This is a genomic window from Oikeobacillus pervagus, assembly GCF_030813365.1.
In the GTDB taxonomy this organism is placed as follows: Bacteria; Bacillota; Bacilli; order Bacillales; family DSM-23947; genus Oikeobacillus; species Oikeobacillus pervagus.
Genome location: NZ_JAUSUC010000040.1, coordinates 1 through 25,719, shown reverse-complemented (window position 1 = coordinate 25,719; position 25,719 = coordinate 1). Strand labels below are relative to the sequence as shown.

The window sequence follows — 25,719 nt, the reverse complement described above, 5'->3', positions numbered from 1 at the left end:
GAATATATCCGAAAAGTACCAGTCTATACACTCAAATTATTGAACCGCCGTATACGGAACCGTACGTACGGTGGTGTGAGAGGGTCGAACGAATCGAAATTCCGATTCGTTCACTCTACTCGATTGCTAAGGAAACGATAAAATTTAGAACTGAGGATCCTCCTTTGTTGTCCATGTCTAACTTCGGCGCCTATCGGCTAGCGAATTTCTCCGTTTTCTCCCTACGATAAGTCAACTTCAGCTTGTAAAAGACCTCGCTCGCGTTTCCTTTATCTCAGACTAAACTTGCGAAATTCGTACGCTAGAGCTACGGCGCTTCCGCTTTTGTTCTGGGCAAAAGCTTATCCCGCCTTGGCAGTAAAACCCCCACTGAATGAAGTTTCACTTTATGTTTAGATAGGATCGTGTTAATATTTAAATAATTCAGGAATGAAAGCGCTTTATTTTTTCATACACTCTAATAGCTTCTTGTTGTAAAATGAAAAATAAGGGGGGAAGGTAGATGAGTATACAATTGAAAGCTGGTTTGTGGCAACATCAATCGTTAAAATTAGCCATGACACAACAATTAACTCAAGCGATTACGCTTTTACAGTATTCGACTCAAGAGTTAAAAGAGTTTTTAGAGGCGAAAACGATGGAAAATCCATTTCTACAATTAGAAACGAGGGAGTCTAGTGATAAGGTCCATCACTCCAATTATTCAGTCAATCGTACTCAACAAGATCATCATTGGATTGAGCATATTGCGGTTCAATCGAACACATTGCTAGATCATTTGCGTTTACAACTTTCCCATCTACGATCTACCGCTAAAGAGAGGAAAATTTTAAACTATTTATTTTATAATCTTGATGAAAATGGCTATTTAAAAATTTCTGTTTCAGAGGCAAGTTCTGTTCTTTCTTGTCGAGAGAAGGATATTGAGGAGATGATTCAGCTTATTCAACAACTAGAGCCGGCCGGAGTTGGAGCGGAGAACCTTCAGAGGTGCTTAATGCTTCAAATCGAACGTGATCCCAATGCACCTGCACTTGCCAAGGAGTTGATCCTGGCCCATTTCATTGAATTCGCAGATAAAAAATGGACGCGCTTAGCAAAGAAATTACAAATAGAAGTGAAGGACATTCAAATGGTAGCAGATTATATTCAAACACTTAATCCAAAACCAGGTGCCGCCTTCAATTCTGAAAAACCTCAATACGTTACTCCCGATATGTATGTTCAAATCCAAGATCATGAAATTAAGGTCCAACTCCTTGATGATGAATTGCCGAAGATTATTTTCCATGACCATTATTATGAAGAATTATCCCAATTAGAAGACCAACAAGTCATTCAGTTTTTAAAAGAAAAACAGCAAGACTATGAATGGTTGATTAAAAGTTTAGATCAGCGAAAACAAACGATATTAAAAGTTGGACTTCTCATTGTAAAAAAACAAAAGCCGTATTTTCTGAAAGGTCCCACCCATTTATTACCGCTGACGATGCGTGAAATTGCAGATGAATTAGGTGTTCATGAATCGACTGTGAGCCGTTCAGTTAGAGGGAAATATATGCAGACTCCTTATGGAACAGTTGAATTAAAGACCTTTTTTTCGAATCGAATCCCATCATCAGAAAGAGAAGAGAATAGATCGACTCAACAAGTAAAAAACCAATTATCCATCATCATTAAACAAGAAGATAAATTAAAACCATTGTCAGATCAGGAAATATGTAATAGATTACAAAAAGAGGGTTTTATAGTCTCCAGAAGAACAGTGGCGAAATATCGCGAGCAGTTAGGCATCCCATCCTCGACGAAAAGAAAAAGATATGCCTAATCAAAAAAAAGGAGAAGTCATCATATTTATCTATTGAACTTGCAGAATATAAATGGAAAGGTGCTTTTATTGTGATGGAAGTCTTTTTTTACACGAGAAAAAAATGTCCACTATGTGAAGAAGCCAAACTGAATTTACAGTTAGTAAGTGAAGATATCGAGATTAAGATCCATGAGATTGATATTGAAACAGATGATCAACTCATAGAAGAATATGGACTCATGATTCCAGTGGTCAAATGCCAAGGGAATCTTATTCAATATGGTCAAGTCGATTATGTGACATTAAGAAATCGCTTACAGGAATTTGTTTGATCCCTAAAGGCTAGAACAAGTGTTTTAAGTTGATTTCTTCCATGATCCTTGCTAAAATAATGTCGAAAGCAGGGGTATTTTTTTGCACATAGTGGGACATCATATTAACGACCGGGACAATATGTGTCCATCACTAAAGAAGGAGTAGTTGACGATGCGGGAGTTATTAGAGATCCAAAAGAAATTATTGCCTGACCTGCTTGGAATTATGCAAAAGCGTTATCATATTCTTCGCTTGATTCGCTTAATTGGGCCTATCGGAAGGAGAAGTTTAGCGCAATCGTTAGGGATGACGGAAAGAGTCCTGAGGAGTGAAATTGAACTATTAAGCCAATGGAATTTAATTGAAGTTCAGTCAACTGGTATGGTGATTTCAAACGATGGAAAGTCTGTTCTTCAGGAAATGGAAGAGATGATGAAAGAGCTTGCTGGATTGAATGAAATGGAGATGAAAATTCAGAAAAGGTTTCAACTGCAGCAAGTTGTAGTAGTGCCGGGAAATAGTGATGAATCTTCCTGGGTAAAGAAAGAGCTTGGTAGGGCATGTTCCTCCAGCATAAAAAAACATTTAGTAGGAAAAAATATTATTGCAGTTACTGGCGGAACGACGATGGCCGCTGTAGCCGAAATGTTAACTCCTGAGATTTCACAAAAAAGCGAGAATTTATTTGTTCCTGCTCGGGGAGGAATCGGGAATGATGTGGAAAACCAAGCAAATACGATTTGTGCCAAAATGGCAGATCAAACAAACAGTCAACACCGCGTATTCCATATACCCGATCAAGTGAGTCAACAAGGATATAAAGCGTTTATTAATGAGCCGAGCATTAGAGAAGTATTGCAACTCATTTCTTCGGCAAACATTGTGATCCATGGAATCGGTGAAGCTATGGCCATGGCAAAACGAAGAAATACAAGTCAAAGTGAATGTGACAAGCTTATTCAAAATAAGGCGGTTGCAGAGGCGTTTGGCTATTATTTTAATGAAAATGGTGAAGTAGTGCATAAATTATCGACCATTGGATTCCAACTGGAAGATTTAATGAAAACGAAAGATGTATTTGCTGTTGCGGGTGGATTCTCAAAAGGAAAAGCGATCCAAGCTTATTTAAAGAGGGCGCCAAATTCAACCATACTGATTACAGATGAAGCGGCAGCAAAAGGAATTTTGAAAGAAATAGATAATTGAAGTGAATAAAAGGGTGACCTTTTTAACGATAGAAGGAGGAAATTTAAATGACTGTAAAAGTAGGAATTAATGGATTCGGACGGATTGGACGTAATGTATTTCGGGCAGCTTTAAAAAATCCAAATGTAGAAATAGTGGCGGTCAATGATTTAACAGATGCTGAAATGCTAGCACATCTTTTAAAATATGATTCTGTACATGGAACACTTGAAAAAGATGTAAAAGTTGAAGGAGAACATATCATCGTTGGAAACCACAAAGTGAAAGTGATCGCAGAGCGTGACCCTGCAAACTTAGGATGGGGAGACCTCGGGGTAGACATTGTGGTAGAATCAACAGGCCGTTTCACGAAACGAGCAGATGCAGCGAAACATTTAGATGCCGGTGCAAAAAAAGTCATCATTTCTGCTCCAGCAAAAGAAGAAGATATTACGATTGTGATGGGGGTAAATGAACATCAATATGATGCCGCTAACCATCATGTCATTTCAAATGCTTCTTGTACGACAAACTGCTTAGCTCCATTTGCGAAAGTATTAAATGAAAAGTTCGGCATTAAACGCGGGATGATGACAACGGTTCACTCTTACACAAATGATCAACAAATCCTTGATTTACCACATAAAGATTATCGTCGCGCACGTGCGGCAGCTGAATCTATTATTCCTACAACAACAGGAGCTGCTAAAGCTGTAGCATTAGTACTTCCAGAATTAAAAGGAAAATTGAACGGAATGGCTATGCGTGTTCCTACTCCAAATGTTTCCGTAGTCGATCTAGTAGCGGAGCTTGATCAAAATGTGACAGTTGAAGAAGTAAATGCCGCATTGAAAGAAGCCTCTGAAGGAGAATTAAAAGGGATTTTAGCATACAGTGAACAACCATTAGTTTCCCGTGATTATAATGGAAATGCTTTTTCATCTACAGTGGATGCTTTATCCACTATGGTGATGGAAGGGAACATGGTAAAAGTTTTATCATGGTATGACAATGAAACTGGCTATTCTAACAGAGTCGTTGATTTAGCGGATTATATTGGAAGCAAAGGTTTCTAAAACAGGATTTTCGTTGAATAATATTGTGTAAGATGGCTAAATCATTCGAAAGTGTTACACTAATAAAAAAATGTGACATGTTTTTTGGAAGATTTTATTGGAAAAATATAACCTAACCACTATAATATATAGAGGGATAAAAGGGAGGGACAGTCCCTCCCTTTTTTAAATGAATGAATAATGAAGATGCTACCCAACACTAGTTGTCTCTGACGCTGCGTATTGCGATTACATATTAAATTCGTATTTTGCGCTTGCTTTGTGGCTATTCAAAGCGCTTACACATTTTTTATATTTAGGAGGCCTTTTGATGAACAAAAAAACGATTAAAGATATAGACGTAAAAGGAAAGCGAGTATTTTGTCGAGTTGACTTTAATGTCCCTATGAAAGATGGGAATGTGACCGATGATACTCGTATTCGTGCGGCTTTACCTACCATCCAATATTTGTCTGATCAAGGTGCAAAGGTCATATTAGCTAGCCATCTTGGCCGCCCTAAAGGTCAAATTGTAGAAGAACTTCGCCTTACAGCAGTTGCAGAACGTCTTGCGGAGTTAATTGGCAAGCCTGTTCGTAAAACGAATGAAGCTTATGGGGACGATGTTGAGAAGGAAATTAATCAACTACATGAGGGGGATTTACTTCTTCTTGAAAATGTTCGTTTCTACCCAGGTGAGGAGAAAAATGATCCTGAATTAGCGAAGGAATTTTCAAAGCTAGCGGACCTTTATGTGAATGATGCATTCGGAGCTGCTCATCGGGCCCATGCCTCAACGGAAGGAATTGCCCATTATATTCCGGCTGTCGCTGGATTTTTAATGGAAAAAGAATTAGAAGTTTTAGGGAAGGCTCTAACTAATCCAGAAAGACCTTTTACAGCCATTATTGGTGGTGCAAAAGTAAAGGATAAAATCGCTGTGATTGATAATCTTTTAGATAAAGTGGATACTTTAATTATTGGCGGTGGTTTAGCTTATACATTTATTAAAGCGCAAGGGTATGAGATTGGAAAATCATTGTTAGAAGAAGATAAAATTGAGTTGGCCCAACAATTTATGAAAAAAGCAGAGGAGAAAGGGGTCCATTTCTTAACACCTGTTGATGCGATTGTAGCGAATGAGTTTTCTGAAAATGCCGATGTAAAGGAAGTCACTATAGATGAAATTCCAGCAGATTGGCAAGCACTTGATATCGGACCTAAAACGAGCGAGTTATACCGTGATGTAATTTTGAAATCAAAGCTTGTGATTTGGAATGGACCAATGGGTGTATTTGAAATGAAACCTTTTGAAAACGGAACGAAAAAGGTGGCTGAGGCACTTGCTGATGCTAGCGATGCGTATTCTATTATTGGTGGAGGTGACTCAGCAGCAGCTGTTGAACAATTCAATCTTGCTGACAAAATGAGTCATATTTCAACAGGCGGTGGTGCATCGCTAGAATTTATGGAAGGGAAAGCTCTTCCTGGTATTGTCGCTTTAAATGATCGATAAGAATAGAAAATACTTCTTCTTTCATCGGGACGAATGTCCAGATTTACAGATAAAGAAATTCTGCAAGGAAAGGAAGTTTAATCAATGCGAAAACCTATTATAGCTGGAAACTGGAAAATGCATAAAACATTAGCAGAAGCAAAAGCATTTGCTGAAGAAGTAAAAACGGTCGTACCTGATGAACAAAAAATTGAATCTGTTATTTGTTCTCCTGCACTATTTTTAGAATCACTAGTTGAAATCACGAAAGATTCATCAGTGAAAATCGGCGCTCAAAACATGCATTTTGAAGAAAGTGGTGCTTTTACTGGAGAAATTAGTCCAGTAGCATTGAATGATTTAGGAGTAGATTATGTCATTCTTGGTCATTCCGAACGTCGTGAAATGTTTAATGAAACAGATGAAGCAGTAAATAAAAAAACAATTGCAGCTTTTCGACATCATTTAATCCCCATTATATGTGTTGGTGAAACATTGGAGCAACGTGAAAATGGGGAGACAAAAACCCTCGTAGAAAATCAAGTACAAAAAGCTTTATCTGGTCTGTCAGCGGATCAAGCGACACAAGTAATCATAGCTTATGAGCCAATTTGGGCAATTGGAACAGGAAAATCTTCCACTGCAGAAGATGCAAATGAAGTATGTTCACATATTCGTCAAGTAGTGGCTCAACAATTTACACAAGAAGTAGCCGATGCGATTCGAATTCAATATGGTGGTAGTGTAAAACCAACGAATATTAAAGACTATATGTCACAACCAGATATTGATGGTGCATTAGTTGGTGGAGCAAGTTTAGAACCGCAATCTTTCTTACAATTATTGGAGGCGGGGAAAATTGAGTAAATCACCTGTTGCTTTAATTATTCTTGATGGATTTGGTTGTCGGAATGAGACAAAAGGAAATGCTGTTTTCCACGCAAAAAAACCGAACTTTGATCGTTATTGGAAAAAATTCCCCCACAATCATTTGACTGCATGTGGGGAAGCAGTAGGATTACCAGAAGGACAAATGGGGAACTCTGAAGTTGGGCATTTGAATATTGGGGCTGGACGGATTGTGTATCAAAGCTTAACACGTGTGAACATTGCGATCCGTGAAGGCGAATTTGAAAAGAATGGTACATTTTTAGATGCGATGAACCATGTGAAACAACATGGGACAAATCTTCATATTTTCGGCTTACTTTCAGATGGTGGAGTTCATAGTCATATTCAACATTTATTCGCCTTACTGAAATTAGCGAAACAGGAAAATGTGCAAAACGTATATGTTCATGCCTTTTTAGATGGACGAGATGTTGGTCCACAAACAGCAAAGACCTACATAAAAGAAACACTAGAGACTATGAAAGAATATGGTGTAGGGGAATTTGCAACGATTTCAGGTCGTTATTATTCTATGGACCGTGACAAACGTTGGGAACGTGTAGAAAAATCTTATCGTGCCATGGTCTATGGTGAAGGCCCTCATTATCAAGATCCAATGGAATTAATTGATGATTCCTATGCAAACGGAATCTATGATGAATTTGTTATCCCTTCAGTGATTACGAAAGAAAATGGAGAGCCAGTAGCAACCATTCAAGATGAAGATGCGGTTATTTTCTATAATTTCCGCCCAGACCGTGCGATCCAAATTTCTAATACGTTCACCAATAAAGATTTTCGTTCATTTGATCGTGGACCAAAACATCCGAACAATCTTCATTTCGTTTGTTTAACTCACTTTAGCGAAACAGTGGATGGATATGTTGCATTTAAACCTACAAACTTGGATAATACGATTGGAGAAGTTCTTTCACAAAACGGTTTAAAACAATTGCGCATTGCTGAAACCGAAAAATATCCACATGTGACATTTTTTATGAGTGGAGGTCGTGAAGCAGAATTTCCTGGAGAAGAACGAATCCTTATTAACTCTCCAAAAGTAGCGACTTATGATTTACAACCTGAAATGAGTGCTTATGGAGTAACAGACGCGCTATTGAAAGAAATTCAAGCAGACAAACATGATGCAATCATTCTAAACTTTGCAAACCCAGACATGGTTGGTCATTCTGGTATGCTTGAGCCTACGGTTAAAGCAATCGAAACAGTGGATGAATGCTTAGGGCGCATTGTAGATTTAATTTTAGAAAAAGGTGGAACAGCTATTATTACAGCTGACCATGGAAACGCAGATGAAGTGATCACACTTGAAGGGAATCCAATGACAGCTCATACGACAAATCCTGTACCCGTTATTATAACGAAACAAGGGGTAGAAGTTCGTGATGGCGGTATTTTAGGAGATTTAGCCCCAACTATGTTAGATTTATTAAATGTTGAACAACCAGAGGAAATGACTGGTAAATCGTTAATAAAAAAATAAGTTGATATAAAGGAGAGATTGTTCATGCCATTTATTACAGATATTTACGCTCGAGAAGTGTTAGATTCACGTGGAAATCCAACAGTTGAGGTTGAAGTATATACAGAATCAGGAGCATTTGGTAGAGCGCTTGTACCATCTGGTGCTTCAACAGGTGAATATGAAGCAGTAGAACTTCGAGATGGTGATAAAAACCGTTATTTAGGTAAAGGAGTTCTTCAAGCCGTTAAAAACGTGAATGAAATTATTGCTCCAGAATTAGAAGGAATGAATACCCTAGATCAAATCGGGATCGATCGCATGTTGATCGAAATAGATGGAACAGAAAATAAAGGGAAATTAGGAGCTAATGCGATTCTTGGTGTTTCTATGGCAGCAGCACGCGCAGCAGCAGATTATTTAGATCTTCCTTTATATCAATATTTAGGTGGATTCAATGCAAAACAACTCCCTGTTCCAATGATGAACATTTTAAATGGTGGAGCACATGCCGATAATAATGTAGATATTCAAGAATTTATGGTAATGCCTGTTGGTGCAGAGAGCTTTAAAGAAGCCCTTCGTATGGGAGCTGAAATTTTTCATAGCCTAAAATCTGTCCTTAAAGAAAAAGGTTACAACACAGCTGTTGGAGATGAAGGTGGCTTTGCTCCAAACTTAAAATCAAATGAAGAAGCCCTTCAAACCATTATAGAAGCTATTGAAAAAGCAGGTTATAAACCAGGGGAACAAGTAAAACTTGCGATGGATGTTGCATCTTCAGAGCTTTATAACAAAGACGATGGCAAATACCATTTAGATGGTGAAGGAGTTGTTAAAACATCTGAAGAAATGGTTTCATGGTATGAAGAACTTGCTTCAAAATATCCAATCGTCTCCATAGAAGATGGATTAGATGAAGATGATTGGGAAGGCCATAAGCTTCTTACAGAACGCATTGGAAACAAAGTTCAATTAGTTGGAGATGATTTATTCGTTACAAATACGAAAAAATTAGCCCAAGGAATTGAGCAAGGTGTAGGCAATTCCATTCTCATCAAAGTAAATCAAATTGGTACATTAACTGAAACATTTGATGCGATTGAAATGGCAAAACGTGCTGGTTATACAGCTGTTATTTCTCACCGTTCAGGTGAAACAGAAGATAGCACAATCGCTGACATTGCGGTTGCAACAAATGCTGGGCAAATTAAAACAGGCGCCCCATCACGTACAGACCGTGTAGCCAAATATAATCAATTACTTCGTATTGAAGATCAACTTGGTGAATTAGCACAATACTTAGGAGATCAAACATTTTATAATATTAAATAATGAAGGATAAAAGAACAGATATGCCCACAAGGTATGTCTGTTTTTTTGCATTAGTATTATTCTGAATCTTATGAATTTAACGAAATGTTAGTAGGAAATAAGTAGGAATGGTGGTAAAATAGTAGTGGAAAATTAGGGGGGATCTGGATGAAAATAAAATCTATCAAATATAGTTTTATAGCAATCGCATTAATTTTGTTGGCAATACCAGCGATCGTCGTTGGAGCGGTATCATATAATAAAGCGCAATCAGAGCTAAATAAACTAGGGAAAGTAAATTTAAAAAATAACGTAAATTTTACTTTAGAAGCAATTAATACATTGAATCATCAAGTTGAAAAAGGGGGAATTTCGAAGGAAGAGGCTCAGGAACAAGTCAAAGAGATGATCTTGGGAAAAAAGCGAAATGATGGAACTCGCCCTATTTCAGATCGCTTTGATTTGGGGAAGGATGGGTATTTATTTGCAATGGATGATGAAGCAAAATTACTAGGTCATCCAGTTAGAGAAGGGGAAAGCTTAATGGGGACCTTAACCCCAGAAGGAAAAGATATAGGGAAACTATTAGTAACGGCTGGTTCAAGGAGATCTGGAAAGTTTGTTTACTATCAATGGGCACTTCCAAAATCCGAAGAAACCGCACCAAAAGTGACATATGTTGCGAAAGACCCACATTGGGGATGGATTATTGGCGCAGGAACTTATATGCGAGATTTCAATAGTGGAGCAAATAGTATTCTAGGAATTACCCTTATAACATTAGGAATAGCCCTGTTTCTAGGGGGAGTCATTATTTATTCTTATACGAAAAGAATGATTGTACCCCTTTTGAAAATTGAAAAAGAAGTTCAATATATTGCAACAGGAGATCTAACCCGAAGTCCTTTAAATATTCAACGTCATGATGAATTGGGGAGATTGGGAGATCACGTAAATCTTATGAAACAGAGCTTAAAGGAAATAATCTCCAATGTTGAAAAAAATGCGGGTAAGGTGAACGCAACATCAGGGGAATTAAGTGCATCCTCAGACGAAGCTTCCAATGCCTCTGAGCAAATCTCCTATACAATGAATGAAATAGCAGCTGGTGCCGAACATCAAAAGACTTTTATTGTAGAAACAAATGATGCTATTAAGGAAATGGATAGGACATTCCAAGATATTTACCAAAACTCAAGAGAAGCTGTACAAGCTTCAGAAAAGGTGTCTTCCGCAGCAACGATTGGAATGAAAACGCTTTCTGTCGCTGTTTCACAAATGAATGATATTCATCAATCCATTGAGAGTTTAGCTGATGATATTTCTACATTAGTTTTTGAAACGAATAATATAGATAATATCGTAAGGGCCATTTCCGATATTGCTAATCAGACGAACTTATTAGCATTGAATGCTTCGATTGAGGCTGCAAGAGCTGGAGATCATGGGAAAGGATTTGCCGTTGTAGCAGAAGAGGTACGAAAACTAGCTGAACAATCATCATCTTCGACTGAACAAATAACTCAAATGATCCACGGTATCCATAAATATGTTCAAACAGCAGAAAAAACGATGATTCAATCTTCAAATGAAGTAAAAGAAGGAGTAGTGACTATTGGTCAGGCAAATGAAAACTTTGATGCTATTCAATCAGCAGTGGAACATATGGAAGTGGTGATTACGAATATATCGGATTCAATCGAAATGATTGGAGAGAAGACACATCGAATTGTTAATATAGTAGACTCGATTCGAATGGGATCCGAGGAGACCGCCAATGGAACAGAAGGGATTGCAGCAGCAACAGAAGAGCAAATGGCTTCAATGGAGGAAATTGCTGCATCTACAAATGCTTTATCTTCATTAGCTGAAGAATTGCATCAATCCATTCAAAGATTCAAACTATAGTTGAAGTAAGAGGATTGTTTTCAATTAGTGATTATGATAAAATATGCGTATACGTATGTTCGTTTATTATGGAGGTTTATGTATGCATACATTATTGATTACGCTATTAGTCATTGTCTCTATTTCTTTAATCGTCGTTGTACTTTTACAATCTGGAAAAAGTGCGGGCCTTTCTGGAGCTATTTCAGGTGGGGCAGAGCAACTTTTTGGAAAACAAAAAGCACGCGGAATCGACTTAGTCCTTCATCGAATAACAGTTGTTCTTTCTGTCTTATTTTTTGTTTTAACGATCGCTGTTACTTATTTTGAACTATAGTAGAAGTGAGCCTGGCCTAATAGAAAGGTCAGGTTTTTTTATTCAGAGGAAAGAAAAAGTCTAAAAATTGGATTGTTTAACAACAGTTTGCTAAAAATAGATAGTAAACTATTGTGAGCGAATGCTTGTACTTAAAAAAACAATAGATGCTTTACCTTGAAAAAGGAGTTTGATCGCAGCATGAGAAGAGTACCACCCAAACCATTTACTTTTGAGGCAGGAGAAAGAGCGGTTCTCCTGCTCCATGGATTTACAGGAAATTCTGCAGATGTACGGATGCTCGGAAGATTTTTAGAGAAAAAGGGATATTCAAGTCATGCTCCTCAATATAAAGGACATGGAGTTCCTCCGGAGAAATTAGTGCATACAGGTCCGAAAGATTGGTGGCAAGATGTAATGGACGGCTATGAACAATTGAAAAATAAGGGATATAAAGAAATTGCCGTCGCTGGATTATCACTTGGAGGGGTATTTTCACTGAAATTAGGCTACACTGTACCAGTGAAAGGGGTTATTCCTATGTGTGCCCCTATGAATATGAGAAGTGAAGAGGTCATGTATCACGGTGTCATACAATATGCAAAAGAATATAAAAAACTAGAAGGTAAATCAGAAGAAATAATCGAAAAAGAGATAGAAAGTTTTAAAAAAACGCCGATGAAAACATTGACTGAATTACGAGAGCTAGTTTCAGACGTACGAAATCATGTTGATTTGATCTATGCTCCGGCATTGGTTGTTCAAGCAAGACAGGATAAAATCATTGACCCTAATAGTGCTAATATCATCTATAATGAAGTAGAATCTTCCAATAAAGAACTAAAATGGTATGAAGAATCAGGACATGTCATTACATTAGACAAGGAAAAAGACCAACTACATGAAGATATTTATCAATTTTTGGAAAAACTAGATTGGTCGGTATAAAAGCAAAATAGGAGGGATGAAAGTGGATCCTATTATACAAGAACATGTAGAACATCTATTAACATATATGAAGGAAGAAACCTATAAACCGTTAACGGTTCAGGAATTAGAAAAAGCCTTCGGTATAAGTGATTCAGCGGAATTTAAAGATTTTGTTAAAGCCTTAATTCATATGGAAGAAAAGGGGCTTGTCGTACGTACTCGGGCGAATCGTTATGGTTTACCTGAAAAAATGAACTTAGTAAAAGGGAAAATTTCCGGTCACTCTAAAGGGTTTGCCTTTTTAATTCCTGAGGAACAAGGGTTAGATGATGTGTTTATTCCCCCACATGAAACGAATGGGGCATTAAACGGCGACCTTGTATTAGTACGTGTATCTTCTGAAAGTTCTGGGGCAAGAAGAGAAGGCACGGTCGTTCGGATTTTAGAAAGAGGAAAAACGGAAGTCGTTGGAACGTATTCAGATTCCAAATATTTTGGCTTCGTTATTCCAGACGACAAAAAATTTGCCAGCGATATTTTTATTCCGAAAAATGCTAATATGGGGGCAGTTGAAGGTCATAAGGTGGTCGTCCATCTTACCTCCTACCCTGAAGGAAGAAAGAGTGCTGAGGGAGAAATTATCCAAATACTTGGCCATAAAAATGATCCGGGAGTAGATATTTTATCCATCATTCATAAACATGGTTTGCCACAGGAGTTCCCAGAGGAAGTGATGAATCAAGCCAATCAAACACCTGAGACGATTGAGGAAAAAGAGTTAGAACACCGTCGTGATTTGCGAGGGGAAACGATTGTAACGATTGATGGAGCAGATGCAAAAGACTTGGATGATGCTGTCACTGTTGAGAAATTAGACAATGGCCATTATAAATTAGGAGTTCATATTGCCGATGTCAGCTATTATGTAACAGAAGAATCACCGATCGACCGAGAAGCGGAAGATCGGGGAACGAGCGTTTATTTAGTTGACCGCGTCATTCCGATGATTCCTCATCGTCTATCCAATGGGATTTGTTCCTTAAATCCGAAAGTGGATCGATTAACATTATCTTGTGTCATGGAAATCAATTCAAAAGGTGAAGTGGAAAACCACGAAATTTTCCAAAGTGTCATTAAAACAACAGAACGAATGACCTATAGTGATGTAAATAAAATATTGGTGGATCAAGATGAAGAATTACGTAAAAAGTATGAGCCTCTTGTTCCAATGTTTGAAAACATGGAAGAGCTGGCGCAAGTTCTTCGTCAAAAGCGAATGAATCGTGGAGCAATTGACTTTGATTTTAAAGAAGCGAAAGTCATAGTGGATGAAGATGGAAAACCGATCGATGTTGTGACGAGAGAACGTTCGGTTGCAGAACGATTAATTGAGGAATTCATGCTAGTCGCCAATGAAACTGTAGCAGAACATTTCCATTGGTTAGATGTTCCGTTCATTTATCGTATACATGAAGATCCGAAAGAGGACAAGCTTCAACGTTTCTTTGAATTCATTACGAATTTTGGTTTAATTGTAAAAGGTACAGCGAATTCTGTTCATCCTCGTGCATTACAGGAAATTATTGAAGAGGTAACAGGAAAACCAGAAGAAATGGTTGTGTCTACCGTCATGCTTCGTTCGATGCAACAAGCGAAGTATGTACCTGAAAACTTAGGACATTTCGGGCTATCTACCGAATTCTATACGCATTTCACGTCGCCCATTCGTCGTTACCCAGATTTAATTGTTCATCGTTTGATCCGAACATATTTAATTGAAGGGAAATTAGATGAAACAACGAGAGAGAAATGGAACACAAGACTACCAGAGATTGCTGAACACTCTTCTAATATGGAAAGACGGGCCGTTGATGCTGAACGAGATACAGATGAGTTGAAAAAAGCTGAATTTATGGAAGATAAAATTGACGAAGAATTTGATGGAATTATTAGTTCTGTCACGAACTTCGGGATGTTTGTTGAATTGCCAAATACAATTGAAGGACTCGTCCATGTATCATATATGACGGATGATTATTATCGTTATGATGAGCGCCATTTCGCTATGATTGGGGAACGGACAGGCAATGTATTCCGAATTGGGGATGAAATAACCGTCCGTGTGATTAATGTAAATAAAGATGAGCATTCCATTGATTTTGAAATTGTTGGCATGAAAAAAACAAAGAGTCGTAAACTAGAAGAACGGCCAAAAGTTGTGAAGACAAGAACAAGAAATGGCAAAAGCAAAGGGCCACAATTAAATCAAGAGGAAAAATGGGCAACACGCCCACCACGTAAAAAGAAGAAAAAGACTTACACAAATGTACCAAAACAGAAAAGTAGAAAAAGAAAGAGAAAATAAATGGATGACCGGTGTGTGGCCAACTTAATAGGGAGGTTCCCTTTTCAAGAGCCACGAACACTCTAGAGAAAAAAGATAAGGGGTAAAGAAAGTATGCCCCTTTTTGACCGGGAAGAAGGGAGTCTGTATTATGCCAAAAGGGGAAGGAAAATTAGTTGCTCAAAATAAGAAGGCAAGACATGATTATTTTGTCGAGGAAACATATGAAGCGGGAATCGTTTTACAAGGGACGGAAATCAAATCGATCCGTGCGGGAAGAATTAACTTAAAAGACTCGTATGCACGAATTCACAATGGAGAAATCTTTGTTTATAATATGCATATAAGTCAATATGAACAAGGCAATCGCTATAATCATGATCCATTAAGAACTCGTAAGCTGTTGCTTCATCGCAAACAAATTAATAAACTAATTGGGCAAACGAAAGAAGAAGGATATTCATTAATCCCACTGAAAGTGTATATTAAGAATGGATATGCCAAAGTATTACTTGGACTCGCTAAAGGGAAAAAGAAATACGATAAACGTGAAGATATGAAAAGAAAAGAAGCCAAACGAGAAATCGAACGTGCATTCAAGGCTCGCCAACAAGGATGAGATTACAGTTATTAACAATTGCATAAATGCTGATTTATGCTATAATAAGATATGTAATAAGCCAGTTATTACACGAGTAAGACTCAACTTATTGTGGATTACCAATCCAACATTCCCATATGGGGACGTTACGGATTCGACAGGGGTAGTTCGAACTTAAGTTGCGAGTCGAGGGGGTCGTCCTCGTAAAAACGCCAAAGCCAATAATAACTGGCAAATCTAACAATAACTTCGCTTTAGCTGCCTAATAAGCGCTAAGCGGATCCTCCCTCCATCGCCCATGTGGTAGGGTAAGGGTCTCATTCTAAGTGGGCTACGCCGGATTCCGCCGTCTGAGGATGAAGGAAGAGAACAATCAGACTAGCTGCTCGGATGCCAGTCGATAGGCGGAAGAGTTAGCGAAATCATAATATATCGACTACACTCGTAGATGCTTAAGTGGCGATATCTTTGGACGTGGGTTCGACTCCCACCGTCTCCACCAAATACATACTTTGGTGGTTTTTATTTTGTCTAAAAATGAAAATTTTATATACAAAAGTGAGGCTGTATTGCGGGTGCAGCCTCACTTTTTTGTTATGCAGCCGGAATGGATGGAGTAGATAATATCGATTTTTGTCGAAAAATCGATATATCGCGAAAGTTGATCATAAATGGGAGAAAGTCGCTCATATATTTCAAAAGTCGTTCATAAGTCTGCCAAAGTCGCTCATATATTCCAAACGATAAAAGAAAAGTGATGAATTAGACAATACATATTGTATACTTGATAAAATAAAATATATAATGACTATATATTTTATTTTATGAATTAACTGTAAAGGGTGTTTTTAATGGATAAGAATAAGGAAGATTCCGTACGAGCTTTAGTAGAGGAAATGTTTAATATTCAAGTTAAATCCAATCGTTTTATGAAATTACTTACTCATGATCAAGATATCTCTGAGAATTTGGTGCTTTTGCTACTAAAACTAAAATTGTTTGGATTTTTAAAAATTACCGAAATTTCAGATGCATTTCTCCTAACACCAGGTGCTGCAACGAATATGTGCGATAAACTTGAACAACTGAATTTTATTGAAAGAATAAGGTTAAAAGAAGACCGTAGAGTTGTAAGAGTCACTTTAACAAAAAAAGGTGAAGAAAGAGTTGATGAAATATTTTCGAAATTCTCCGTTAAACAGTTAGAAACTATAGCAAGGACCTTATCAGAGATAAATCACTTGTTTAAAAATATCGAAAAGACCATTTGAAACAGATCATAAAGAGATCTGTTTATTTTTTTCTAGGAACAATTTAGAACTATTGTGTAACTTTTTGAAAAATGTTGTTCACCTCTAGCTTCAGCGCCTATCGTCTAGCGTATTTCTCCGTCTCTTCCCTATGATAAGTCAACATCAGCTCGTGGAATGCCTCGCTGTGTTTCCTTTGTCTCAGTCAAAGACTCCGAAATCCGTACGCCGATGGACGAGGCGCTTACGCATTTGTTCTTGACGGGGGAATTAATCTTTTGTATATTTTAATTATTAAATATTTTAGTAATTAAAATATATATTAAGTAAGGGAATGAGCTGTGTAAAATGTGGAGAAAGAAGTTTATATTAGGAGGAATCATTTTAATGACATTATTAGTTTTAGGTTTATTGAACAGTTTTAAAAGTAGCTTCGAATACCAATCAAACATAAAAAATGTTAATGGAATTATTCTTAATTCGGACTTTTCAAACATTAAGGTAGTCAGTGCTGATCCAGATTTATATATTGATTTTCAAGGTCAAGAGACCATATTTGGAGAGCCAAACATTGATATTACTTATAGTGAGGACAAAGCAGTTATTAATGTACTTACATTTAATAAAGGTTGGAAGAAAACATTACCTGGTAAAAGGAAAAGAAGTGAAATACTTTTAAACATACCGCCTGGTTTTTTAGATGAGATTCACTTGCGAACAAAAAATGGTAATATTGATGTGGATCAAGTTGTTGAAGTTAGTCGGCTATCGCTTATCTCTGATGTAGGTATGATTAGAATGAATAGCTTTCAAGGAGAACTTCTAAATATTGAATCGGGGAATGGTTCCATTAATTTAGGGGAAGTAAATGGGCAGATCAATATTAAAAATAAAGTAGGCAATTTAAAGAGTCTAACCCTCAGAAGTGTTAAAGGAGAAAATACCATTAAGATTTCTAATGGTAATGTAAAAGTTCAGTTACCTAAAGAGACAAAAACTGATGATATAGGATTAAATATTTCGACTAAGAACGGTAAGATTGTATCTAAAGAGTATAAATTGAATATTATTAATAAAGGTCCGGGGAAAAAAGTACTTAAAAATGTACCAAATAGCGAAGCCAAACTAAATATATCGGTTTTTGTAGGAAATATAGAAATTAATTAATATTGTAACTAGGATCAGCACTAACTTTTATTTTTGGTCATATTGTAGAATAATATAGTGCGCGAATGGGCTAAAATTAGGAAGAGTGAAGTCCCGATTGCAAAGTAACTATTTTTACAGCAAAAAAGGATTGACAGTAAAAGCAATCCTTTTTTGCTTATATAGTTGATTCATTATTAAAATCTTTTTCAAGAATCGCTCTATGGGAGTTGCCTCTTGCCTGTAATTCTTCCTCAACCCTTGATTCAACAATGGCAGAATGTAAGAAAAAGACATAAATGTTTCTAGGCCGAAAATAATGAGAAAAAATGTGATCCCTATTTTAATCGAGAGTTTGTTTATCTATCATCACCATTATCAAATATTTAATTAATTGTACATGGGTCATTGTTTGAAAAAAGCCCCAGCGATCCTGATTTTACAATAAATATATGAAGAATCTTTGCAGAACCATGAAACATCGACAGTTGAGGTAGAAGTGGTTATTATATTCTTTATACTTGTTGTTTTTAAAAGGAAAAGGGGTGTTTAAAATATCTAGTAATGCGCAAGATTTGACTCGGATTTATATAGATTCTCCTGAAAAACAACAAAAATTATACAAACGAACTTTATTCATTGTAAGTATTTCACAAATTTTTGGTGGGGCTGGTTTAGCCGCGGGAATTACTGTGGGGGCGCTTCTTGCTCAGCAAATTCTCGGAACAGACGCATTTGCGGGGCTTCCAGCTGCTTTATTTACATTAGGTTCTGCAGGTGCGGCTTTTATTGTAGGGAGACTCTCCCAAAGTTATGGGCGGCGCATAGGTCTTGCGGCGGGGTTCTTAACTGGTGGACTCGGTGCTATAGGTGTTGTGATTGCTGCTGTTTTAAATAACATTTTCCTATTACTTGCTTCTCTCCTTATTTATGGGGCCGGTACAGCGTCAAACTTACAAGCTCGTTATGCAGGCACCGATTTGGCAAATAAGAAGAATCGAGCGACTGCGGTGAGTATTACAATGGTTTCAACCACATTTGGGGCTGTTGCGGGTCCAAACTTAGTGAATATTATGGGTGATTTTGCCCTTTCGATAGGTGTTCCAGAATTGGCGGGGCCTTTCATTTTATCCGCGGCAGCATTTATTTTGGCAGGTCTTGTTCTTCAGATTTTGCTTCGTCCAGACCCACTAGTGATAGCCCAAATGATCGAGGTGAATACACAAGAACATGTCCATAATGGAGCTTCAGCAATTACTGAACAGTTAAAAAACAAAAAAGGCGTTATGGTAGGTACGATCGTTATGGTTCTTTCTCAAATCGTGATGGTGGCGATCATGACGATGACACCTGTACACATGATGCATCATGGACATGGATTAAAAGAGGTCGGAATTGTGATTGCCTTTCATATAGGATCTATGTATCTCCCTTCCCTTTTTACGGGAATCCTTATTGATAAAATTGGTAGAACGGCCATGTCGATTGCATCTGGAATTACCTTACTTCTTTCAGGTGTACTAGCTGCGATGGCTCCAAGTGATTCTATGATTCTCCTAATTGTAGCTCTTTCCTTACTCGGATTAGGATGGAATTTAGGTTTAATAAGTGGGACTGCCCTCATTGTTGATTCGACAAATTCATTAAATCGCGCCAAAACTCAAGGGACAGTGGACGTTTTTGTAGCGTTATCAGGAGCTTCTGGTGGAGCCATGTCTGGAGTGGTTGTAGCCAACTCAAGTTACGCAACATTATCAATAGCTGGTGGGACATTATCCTTACTCATTATTTTAGTCGTTCTATGGGCCCGAAAATAAAGGGGTTATATCAACAAGCTAAGCAAATAAATTTCGATATGATAAAAGCTGGTTTTTCCTACTAAGGAATGATCAGCTTTTTTGATTTCTAAGGAATCAAAAAAATTAGGACTTTTGATCACCATAACATCAGTTCGAAAGTTTCCTTTTTATCTCAGTCAAAAACTCCGAAATCCGTACGCCGATGATCGAGGCGCTTCCGCTTTTGATCTTGTCTAGCTTAAGCGCCTATCGTCTAGCGGATTTCGTCAATATTCGACCATTATGAAAACGGGCTTAACAGATCAGGAATTAACGAAAATTGTTACTCGCCAACTGCTTTTATTATTTTTCGTACCTATTATCGTGGCGATTGTTCATAGTATTTTTGCCTTCATGGCATTACAAAGTTTTTTTACCTTATCGATCGCGAACGAAATGATTGTTGTGCTCGCTTGTTTTTTTATCGCCCAAGTTCTTTACTTCTTCATTATTCGCAATCAGTATTTAAAAAAGTTGAAAAAAGGTTTGGGTATATAGGAATAGGAAAATGATGGGTTTTGTATTTTGCTAAATCTTATATAATGATAGGAAGTGGAAGGACTGGCTTTGTTATTCAATAAATGAATTAAGGAGTATACAGAATGGATATTTTTGAGATTTTAAAAGCGATAATACTAGGAATGGTAGAAGGGTTGACGGAATATGCGCCTGTATCATCGACAGGACATATGATCATTGTGGATGATATGTGGCTTCGATCGGAAGAGTTTTTAACCAAATCGGTGGCGAATACATTTAAAGTTGTCATTCAGTTAGGGTCTATATTAGCGGCAGTCATTGTGTTTAAAGACCGATTTATCGATTTATTAGGATTAGGGAAACGTAGACAGAATGGAACGGAACAAAAACATCTTAAGTTGACTCATGTAATTGTAGGGTTAATTCCTGCAGGTGTTTTAGGGGTGCTTTTTGAAGATTATATTGATGAATATTTATTTACCACTTCTACTGTTTTAATTGGTCTAGTTATTGGGGCGTTATGGATGATCTTCGCGGACCGTTTTAGCCAGAAGAAATCACTTGCTCAAACAGTAGACCAAATTACGTATAAGCAGGCTTTGACGATTGGCCTTGTTCAATGTTTTTCTTTATGGCCTGGGTTTTCACGATCAGGTGCGACGATTTCTGGAGGCGTGTTAGTTGGATTAAGTCATAGAGCGGCGGCCGATTTCACTTTCATTATGGCGGTTCCCATTATGGCCGGTGCAAGTGGTATCTCTTTCTTGAAAAATTTGGAGTATTTTTCACTTGATGCTTTGCCATTTTTCATCGTTGGCTTTATCAGTGCCTTTGTGTTCTCACTCATCTCAATTCGGTTCTTCTTGAAATTGATTAATAGAATTAAACTCGTTCCGTTTGCTATTTATCGAATCGGTTTAGCAATCATCATTGCCATTTTTTGTCTTTAAAAAAGGAAAGGCTAACATGTCCGTGGGCATGTTCGCCTTTTTTTGTAGGGTGTGTCTTGCTAGTGCGATGTGTTTTTAGGTGCATAGGTATCGGTTTTTGTCGAAGAATCGATATGTGGCGAAAGTCGCTCATAAATCTATGAAAGTCGCTCATAAAATGAAAAAGTCGCCCATATATTCAAAAAGTCGTTCATAAATGTATTTGGCTGAACAGCTTATCTGCATGATGGCAGGATTTTTCCTAAAAAAAGCGAAATAAATAAGGAGAAACAACGATAGGAGTGATGAAATGATTGTAAAAGAACGAGAATTTCCTCTTTATATTCAAAAATTACAAGCTTTGAAGCGAAGGCTTTCCACTGATCATCCAAAAATTCCTGAGATTGAAGAAAAACTGGCTAAACACTTAGCTGGCTTTCATGGTGAGAATGCGATTGACTACCCATTAAGCCTTTTCTCGGAAGAATATCTTATTCTACATGACCTCCGACTTCCCCATAAAAAACACTTCTTTCAAATTGATACATTGCTTTTATCCAAATGTGTGATTGTCATATTGGAAGTGAAAAATTTTGCAGGAAAACTTCTTTTCGATCCCCTATTCCATCAACTCATTCAAATGAAAGACGGCCAAGAAAAAGCCTTACCTGATCCCTTAAGTCAAGTAAATCGTCTTAAATTGCAGTTGGAACACTGGTTATCCATCAAAAAATTTCCCAAAGTTCCCATTTTTCCATTAGTCGTCATAAGTAATGTCTATTCCCAAATTCAAACAACTTCAATGAATGAACAACTTCACAAAAAGGTGATTCATAAAGACTATCTTCCAATCAAACTACAACAAATTAAACGTATTTTTCAAAAAGAACAATTATATGAAAAAGAAATGAAAAAGATAGTACGCTTACTTAAAAAAGATCATACATCAGCTGACTTCTCTGTTTTGAATCATTTCCAGTTAAAGAAAGAGCAAATACTTAACGGGGTTTTTTGCCCAATTTGCACACACTTGCCAATGATAAGGAACTTTGGCACTTGGTATTGCTCTAGGTGTAGGCATACATGTAAAGATGCCCATAAGTCAGCGTTGAGAGATTATTATCTTCTTCTTGGTTCTACCCTGACAAACAAAGAGGCAAGAAGTTTTTTACAAATCGCTTCAAGTTCCGTTACATCAAGATTACTCCGGTCGATGGACTTTTCATTCAAAGGAGAGGGGAAGGGAAGGGTCTATATGCTCTCTTTAAAAAAACTATAAATTTTTGCTCAGCTTTTTACTTTATTCTTCACAGTTCTTTTTGGTAACATTAAGAGGTTCGTAAATTTAATGAAAGAAAAAAATAAGGGGAATTCTGAAAACATATGGATATTTTTACAATTTTAAAAGCGATAATACTAGGGATGGTAGAGGGCTTAACTGAATTTGCGCCTGTATCATCTACCGGACATATGATTATTGTGGATGATATGTGGCTTAAATCTGAAGAAACTTTGACGAAGTATGTGGCCAACACGTTTAAAGTCGTGATTCAACTTGGATCCATTTTAGCAGTAGTGGTCGTTTTTAAAGATCGTTTTATTGATATGCTTGGGTTAAATCGAATAGGAAAGGGAAAATCAATAACAAAGGAGCCTAATCGCCTTAAATTAACCCAAGTGATTGTAGGGTTAATTCCTGCAGGGGTTTTGGGGTTGCTTTTTGAAGATTATATTGATGATCATTTATTTTCCACTTCTACTGTCTTAATTGGTTTAGTCCTTGGGGCGGTATTGATGATTGTTGCGGATCTTGTTGGAGCGAAAAAACCAAAGATCAAAACGGTGGACCAAATTACATATAAACAAGCGTTTGCAGTTGGTTTGGTCCAATGTTTTTCACTGTGGCCTGGATTTTCAAGATCGGGGTCGACTATTTCAGGTGGGGTATTACTTGGAATGAGTCATAGAGCAGCAGCGGATTTCACCTTTATTATGGCGGTACCGATTATGTTTGGAGCAAGTTTCCTTTCTTTATTGAAAAATTGGCAGTACTTCTCACTAGATGTGATGCCGTTTTTTATTGCGGGATTCATTAGCGCCTTCGTATTTGCACTACTTTCGATAAAATTCTTTCTCAAACTTATTAATAAAATAAAACTGGTTCCATTTGCGATTTATCGAATTGTTGTAGCTGCGGTTATTTATTTTGTGTTTTTTTAAAGGAAAACGAGGCTGTATTTGGTTAGCAGCCTCATTTCCTTTTTATAATTCTGTTTTGCTTCTTTGATCTTTATTTCGCTTATTTCCTTTACTATTGTCTCCACTTATTGGATTAGCTGTGCCTGCTCGTGGTGCGCTCTGATTTTTACTACCTCTATTGTCTTTCTTGGTCATGACATTCAAATCCTTTCACATTATGTTTTATTCTTCATTTCGATTTTTGGCGCGTATATCTTGCTCTTCCGCAAATTCTGTTTGATAAGCTGGTTTGTTGGAAATTTTCCGGTCTGCGTATGTGTAATCTTCATCTGTAAAAACATTATTCACCATATAACGATGAATAAATATTTCTGCTACAGCAAGCACGACAGCAGAAATAAAGGATGCCCAACCAAGAGAAATATTTTCCTCGATAATTGCACCGCCAATTAGCCAAATTCCGATATAGGCAAGTACAAAGTCCGCAACAGTTGCTGTGGCATTGCCAAAGCGACGTAGAATCCATAAATCCCCAACGGCATAGGATACGAGGGTTAAAATAATACTGATTGTCACTATATCACCGAAGTCAACATTGAAAAATACTCCAAGAATAAACCATAAGGCAATAGTCCATACAATAAATTTAGTTAAAAGAGCTTTTAAATGCTGCATTTAGAATCCTCCTTTATCATTACAGGTAATAGTTTTATCTTGTTTGAAAAGAATATTCGTTTAGATTTATCCCATAAAAGGAATGTGAGGATGTGTCCATTTCTCTTAGTTCGGCAAGATTTTCTAAATCCAATTGCGTTCTTAATAGCTTACGTATCCGTTTCTTCTCATCGTCAGCTACAATAAAATAATAAATACCATTCATTTTTTGACTAGTTCCCTTCACCTCAATTTGGGTGATATTATGGGCGGCGTCCTTATACCTTTTTTGAATATCTTTCATTTCGTTAAAGGTTAAATTGGTCCGAACATTTTCTCCAAGGGCATAAAAGATCTCTTGGTATTTCCATAAACTTGAAAGGCTAGCCCCTTTTTTAATGACTCCTTGAATAACTTTCCTTTGGCGTTCCTGACGACCGAAATCACCACGTGGGTCTAACTTTCTCATTCGCGAATACTTTAAAGCATCTTGGCCATTTAAAGTAAGACTCCCTTTTTTAAAATGAGTTCCCTCATAAACAAAATCTAACTGATTGTCTACTTGGATTCCTCCAACTGCATCCACAATATCTTGGAATCCTTCCATATTGACTTTAATATAATAATCAATCGGAATATCTAGAAGATTTTCCACTGATTGCAAGGCCATGTTAATCCCACCGAAAGCATATGCGTGATTTATTTTATCCTCCTTCCCTTTACCGACCATTTCCGTTTTCGTATCCCGGGGAATACTAATCATCTCAACAGAGTTTCTATCAGGATTAACAGCCAAAACAATGATTGTGTCGGAGCGACCTTTATCATTCTTTCTTTCATCTACTCCCAATAATAAGACGGAGAATGGATGTTTTTTTTCTAAAACTGGTTGGCTTGTTCGTTTTTCTGAAATTTCTCGGTCTTCTAATGGCTCATGAACTGTATCCAAAGTTTTTTGAAAGGAGCGATAAACAAAAAGACTATACCCTGCAGTGAATATCAATAAAATAATGAAAAAAGTGGTGATCATAGTAAAAAATCTTTGACGTTTCCTTCTTTTTTTGCTTTTACGAGAGCCAATCATCTTATTTTTCTCTCCTATTTTTTTACCAGTATCTTGCCCAAAATTTAAACAGCCTTTCCTGGTGTATTTTTCAATCGACGTAGTGATTAACATCTAATAAAGGAGCACATAATGATAGGAAAAGAGGAAGGTTACATGTTGGAGAAAAAGTAAATTTCCTAATGCCCCTTTTTTAATTCGAAAAAGTTCTTGACTTCCGCGAAGGTAATAGAGTATGATGAATTTTGTCACTTTCTTTTGTAGTTTTTATTTCGTTTAAAAAATAATTGTAAAAAGTTGTTGACTTCTACGAAAAAGTGAGATACAATAATAAATGTCGTCAAGAGAGCGTCATTGAAAAGTGATTAACTTCTTGAGATTATTGATCTTTGAAAACTGAACAAAACAAACAAAACGTCAACGTTAATTTGATTTTTTTAAAAGAGCTAAATCAAATTCTTTGGAGAGTTTGATCCTGGCTCAGGACGAACGCTGGCGGCGTGCCTAATACATGCAAGTCGAGCGAACCAATTA

General features: G+C 37.1%; 23 protein-coding genes, 1 rRNA gene and 1 other RNA gene. 22 read left to right on the top strand and 3 right to left on the bottom strand.

Annotation, left to right across the window (positions count from 1 at the left end; translation table 11 throughout):
• Positions 1-502: 502 nt before the first annotated feature.
• The 21 genes from rpoN to J2S13_RS13140 all read left to right on the top strand — a co-directional run bounded on the left by rpoN (position 503) and on the right by J2S13_RS13140 (position 23,489).
• The gene (gene rpoN, locus J2S13_RS13245; protein ID WP_307258247.1) at positions 503-1,828 is read left to right on the top strand and encodes an RNA polymerase factor sigma-54; all 1,326 of its coding nucleotides are present in this window, start codon (positions 503-505) and stop codon (positions 1,826-1,828) included.
• Between the two features lie 74 nt (positions 1,829-1,902).
• Positions 1,903-2,142 carry a glutaredoxin family protein gene (locus J2S13_RS13240; protein WP_307258249.1) on the top strand — a complete coding sequence of 80 codons (240 nt, stop codon included), beginning with the start codon at positions 1,903-1,905 and terminating at the stop codon, positions 2,140-2,142.
• Between the two features lie 154 nt (positions 2,143-2,296).
• Positions 2,297-3,331, top strand: coding sequence for a sugar-binding transcriptional regulator (locus J2S13_RS13235; protein WP_307258246.1), 1,035 nt, complete (start codon positions 2,297-2,299; stop codon positions 3,329-3,331).
• A 47-nt stretch (positions 3,332-3,378) separates the two neighbouring features.
• Positions 3,379-4,386, top strand: a complete 1,008-nt coding sequence (gap, locus tag J2S13_RS13230) for a type I glyceraldehyde-3-phosphate dehydrogenase (RefSeq protein ID WP_307258245.1) — start codon at positions 3,379-3,381, stop codon at positions 4,384-4,386.
• Between the two features lie 310 nt (positions 4,387-4,696).
• A complete protein-coding gene (locus J2S13_RS13225) occupies positions 4,697-5,881 on the top strand; it encodes a phosphoglycerate kinase (protein WP_307258243.1) in 1,185 nt (394 codons plus the stop codon).
• An 84-nt stretch (positions 5,882-5,965) separates the two neighbouring features.
• The gene (gene tpiA / locus J2S13_RS13220; RefSeq protein ID WP_307258242.1) at positions 5,966-6,727 is read left to right on the top strand and encodes a triose-phosphate isomerase; all 762 of its coding nucleotides are present in this window, start codon (positions 5,966-5,968) and stop codon (positions 6,725-6,727) included.
• Complete coding sequence (gene gpmI, locus J2S13_RS13215; protein WP_307258241.1) at positions 6,720-8,255, top strand: 2,3-bisphosphoglycerate-independent phosphoglycerate mutase; 1,536 nt, start codon at positions 6,720-6,722, stop codon at positions 8,253-8,255. The genes tpiA and gpmI overlap by 8 nt, the downstream gene beginning before the upstream one ends.
• Before the next feature lie 24 nt (positions 8,256-8,279).
• Positions 8,280-9,569, top strand: coding sequence for a phosphopyruvate hydratase (eno, locus tag J2S13_RS13210; protein WP_307258240.1), 1,290 nt, complete (start codon positions 8,280-8,282; stop codon positions 9,567-9,569).
• Between the two features lie 147 nt (positions 9,570-9,716).
• A complete protein-coding gene (locus tag J2S13_RS13205; RefSeq protein WP_307258239.1) occupies positions 9,717-11,456 on the top strand; it encodes a methyl-accepting chemotaxis protein in 1,740 nt (579 codons plus the stop codon).
• An 82-nt stretch (positions 11,457-11,538) separates the two neighbouring features.
• Complete coding sequence (gene secG / locus J2S13_RS13200) at positions 11,539-11,772, top strand: preprotein translocase subunit SecG (RefSeq protein ID WP_307258238.1); 234 nt, start codon at positions 11,539-11,541, stop codon at positions 11,770-11,772.
• A gap of 180 nt (positions 11,773-11,952) precedes the next feature.
• The gene (locus J2S13_RS13195; protein WP_307258237.1) at positions 11,953-12,699 is read left to right on the top strand and encodes an alpha/beta hydrolase; all 747 of its coding nucleotides are present in this window, start codon (positions 11,953-11,955) and stop codon (positions 12,697-12,699) included.
• 67 nt (positions 12,700-12,766) lie between these two features.
• On the top strand, positions 12,767-15,046 hold the full coding sequence (gene rnr / locus J2S13_RS13190) for a ribonuclease R (RefSeq protein ID WP_370874037.1): 2,280 nt from the start codon (positions 12,767-12,769) through the stop codon (positions 15,044-15,046).
• A gap of 130 nt (positions 15,047-15,176) precedes the next feature.
• Positions 15,177-15,644, top strand: coding sequence for an SsrA-binding protein SmpB (smpB, locus tag J2S13_RS13185; RefSeq protein ID WP_307258235.1), 468 nt, complete (start codon positions 15,177-15,179; stop codon positions 15,642-15,644).
• Between the two features lie 121 nt (positions 15,645-15,765).
• Positions 15,766-16,128, top strand: a transfer-messenger RNA (tmRNA) gene (ssrA, locus tag J2S13_RS13180).
• Between the two features lie 349 nt (positions 16,129-16,477).
• Positions 16,478-16,897, top strand: a complete 420-nt coding sequence (locus J2S13_RS13175) for a MarR family winged helix-turn-helix transcriptional regulator (protein WP_307258234.1) — start codon at positions 16,478-16,480, stop codon at positions 16,895-16,897.
• Between the two features lie 366 nt (positions 16,898-17,263).
• The gene (locus J2S13_RS13170; RefSeq protein WP_307258233.1) at positions 17,264-18,043 is read left to right on the top strand and encodes a DUF4097 family beta strand repeat-containing protein; all 780 of its coding nucleotides are present in this window, start codon (positions 17,264-17,266) and stop codon (positions 18,041-18,043) included.
• 533 nt (positions 18,044-18,576) lie between these two features.
• Complete coding sequence (locus J2S13_RS13160) at positions 18,577-19,839, top strand: MFS transporter (RefSeq protein ID WP_307258248.1); 1,263 nt, start codon at positions 18,577-18,579, stop codon at positions 19,837-19,839.
• A 264-nt stretch (positions 19,840-20,103) separates the two neighbouring features.
• Positions 20,104-20,358, top strand: coding sequence for a hypothetical protein (locus J2S13_RS13155; RefSeq protein ID WP_307258232.1), 255 nt, complete (start codon positions 20,104-20,106; stop codon positions 20,356-20,358).
• Positions 20,359-20,462: 104 nt separating this feature from the next.
• Positions 20,463-21,290, top strand: a complete 828-nt coding sequence (locus tag J2S13_RS13150) for an undecaprenyl-diphosphate phosphatase (protein ID WP_307258231.1) — start codon at positions 20,463-20,465, stop codon at positions 21,288-21,290.
• A gap of 289 nt (positions 21,291-21,579) precedes the next feature.
• Positions 21,580-22,548, top strand: coding sequence for a nuclease-related domain-containing protein (locus J2S13_RS13145; RefSeq protein ID WP_307258230.1), 969 nt, complete (start codon positions 21,580-21,582; stop codon positions 22,546-22,548).
• A 104-nt stretch (positions 22,549-22,652) separates the two neighbouring features.
• A complete protein-coding gene (locus J2S13_RS13140) occupies positions 22,653-23,489 on the top strand; it encodes an undecaprenyl-diphosphate phosphatase (RefSeq protein ID WP_307258229.1) in 837 nt (278 codons plus the stop codon).
• Between the two features lie 42 nt (positions 23,490-23,531).
• Here the strand turns inward: J2S13_RS13140 and J2S13_RS13135 are convergent, their stop codons facing one another.
• The 3 genes from J2S13_RS13135 to J2S13_RS13125 are packed head-to-tail and all read right to left on the bottom strand — an operon-like array spanning position 23,532 to position 25,206.
• Positions 23,532-23,663, bottom strand: coding sequence for a hypothetical protein (locus tag J2S13_RS13135; RefSeq protein ID WP_307258228.1), 132 nt, complete (start codon positions 23,661-23,663; stop codon positions 23,532-23,534).
• A gap of 27 nt (positions 23,664-23,690) precedes the next feature.
• Positions 23,691-24,143, bottom strand: coding sequence for a YndM family protein (locus J2S13_RS13130; protein WP_307258227.1), 453 nt, complete (start codon positions 24,141-24,143; stop codon positions 23,691-23,693).
• Positions 24,144-24,177: 34 nt separating this feature from the next.
• On the bottom strand, positions 24,178-25,206 hold the full coding sequence (locus J2S13_RS13125; RefSeq protein WP_307258226.1) for an LCP family glycopolymer transferase: 1,029 nt from the start codon (positions 25,204-25,206) through the stop codon (positions 24,178-24,180).
• A gap of 436 nt (positions 25,207-25,642) precedes the next feature.
• Between J2S13_RS13125 and J2S13_RS13120 the strand changes: the two genes are divergently transcribed.
• Positions 25,643-25,719 (top strand): 16S ribosomal RNA (locus J2S13_RS13120); the annotation flags it as partial.

Bases quoted from the DNA above. Each gene is read 5' to 3' on its own strand.
- rpoN (WP_307258247.1), top strand. From the start codon at position 503: ATGAGTATACAATTGAAAGCTGGTTTGTGGCAACATCAATCGTTAAAA.
- J2S13_RS13240 (WP_307258249.1), top strand. From the start codon at position 1,903: ATGGAAGTCTTTTTTTACACGAGAAAAAAATGTCCACTATGTGAAGAA.
- J2S13_RS13235 (WP_307258246.1), top strand. From the start codon at position 2,297: ATGCGGGAGTTATTAGAGATCCAAAAGAAATTATTGCCTGACCTGCTT.
- gap (WP_307258245.1), top strand. From the start codon at position 3,379: ATGACTGTAAAAGTAGGAATTAATGGATTCGGACGGATTGGACGTAAT.
- J2S13_RS13225 (WP_307258243.1), top strand. From the start codon at position 4,697: ATGAACAAAAAAACGATTAAAGATATAGACGTAAAAGGAAAGCGAGTA.
- tpiA (WP_307258242.1), top strand. From the start codon at position 5,966: ATGCGAAAACCTATTATAGCTGGAAACTGGAAAATGCATAAAACATTA.
- eno (WP_307258240.1), top strand. From the start codon at position 8,280: ATGCCATTTATTACAGATATTTACGCTCGAGAAGTGTTAGATTCACGT.
- J2S13_RS13205 (WP_307258239.1), top strand. From the start codon at position 9,717: ATGAAAATAAAATCTATCAAATATAGTTTTATAGCAATCGCATTAATT.
- secG (WP_307258238.1), top strand. From the start codon at position 11,539: ATGCATACATTATTGATTACGCTATTAGTCATTGTCTCTATTTCTTTA.
- J2S13_RS13195 (WP_307258237.1), top strand. From the start codon at position 11,953: ATGAGAAGAGTACCACCCAAACCATTTACTTTTGAGGCAGGAGAAAGA.
- rnr (WP_370874037.1), top strand. From the start codon at position 12,767: ATGAAGGAAGAAACCTATAAACCGTTAACGGTTCAGGAATTAGAAAAA.
- smpB (WP_307258235.1), top strand. From the start codon at position 15,177: ATGCCAAAAGGGGAAGGAAAATTAGTTGCTCAAAATAAGAAGGCAAGA.
- J2S13_RS13175 (WP_307258234.1), top strand. From the start codon at position 16,478: ATGGATAAGAATAAGGAAGATTCCGTACGAGCTTTAGTAGAGGAAATG.
- J2S13_RS13170 (WP_307258233.1), top strand. From the start codon at position 17,264: ATGACATTATTAGTTTTAGGTTTATTGAACAGTTTTAAAAGTAGCTTC.
- J2S13_RS13155 (WP_307258232.1), top strand. From the start codon at position 20,104: ATGAAAACGGGCTTAACAGATCAGGAATTAACGAAAATTGTTACTCGC.
- J2S13_RS13150 (WP_307258231.1), top strand. From the start codon at position 20,463: ATGGATATTTTTGAGATTTTAAAAGCGATAATACTAGGAATGGTAGAA.
- J2S13_RS13145 (WP_307258230.1), top strand. From the start codon at position 21,580: ATGATTGTAAAAGAACGAGAATTTCCTCTTTATATTCAAAAATTACAA.
- J2S13_RS13140 (WP_307258229.1), top strand. From the start codon at position 22,653: ATGGATATTTTTACAATTTTAAAAGCGATAATACTAGGGATGGTAGAG.
- J2S13_RS13135 (WP_307258228.1), bottom strand. From the start codon at position 23,663: ATGACCAAGAAAGACAATAGAGGTAGTAAAAATCAGAGCGCACCACGA.
- J2S13_RS13130 (WP_307258227.1), bottom strand. From the start codon at position 24,143: ATGCAGCATTTAAAAGCTCTTTTAACTAAATTTATTGTATGGACTATT.
- J2S13_RS13125 (WP_307258226.1), bottom strand. From the start codon at position 25,206: ATGATTGGCTCTCGTAAAAGCAAAAAAAGAAGGAAACGTCAAAGATTT.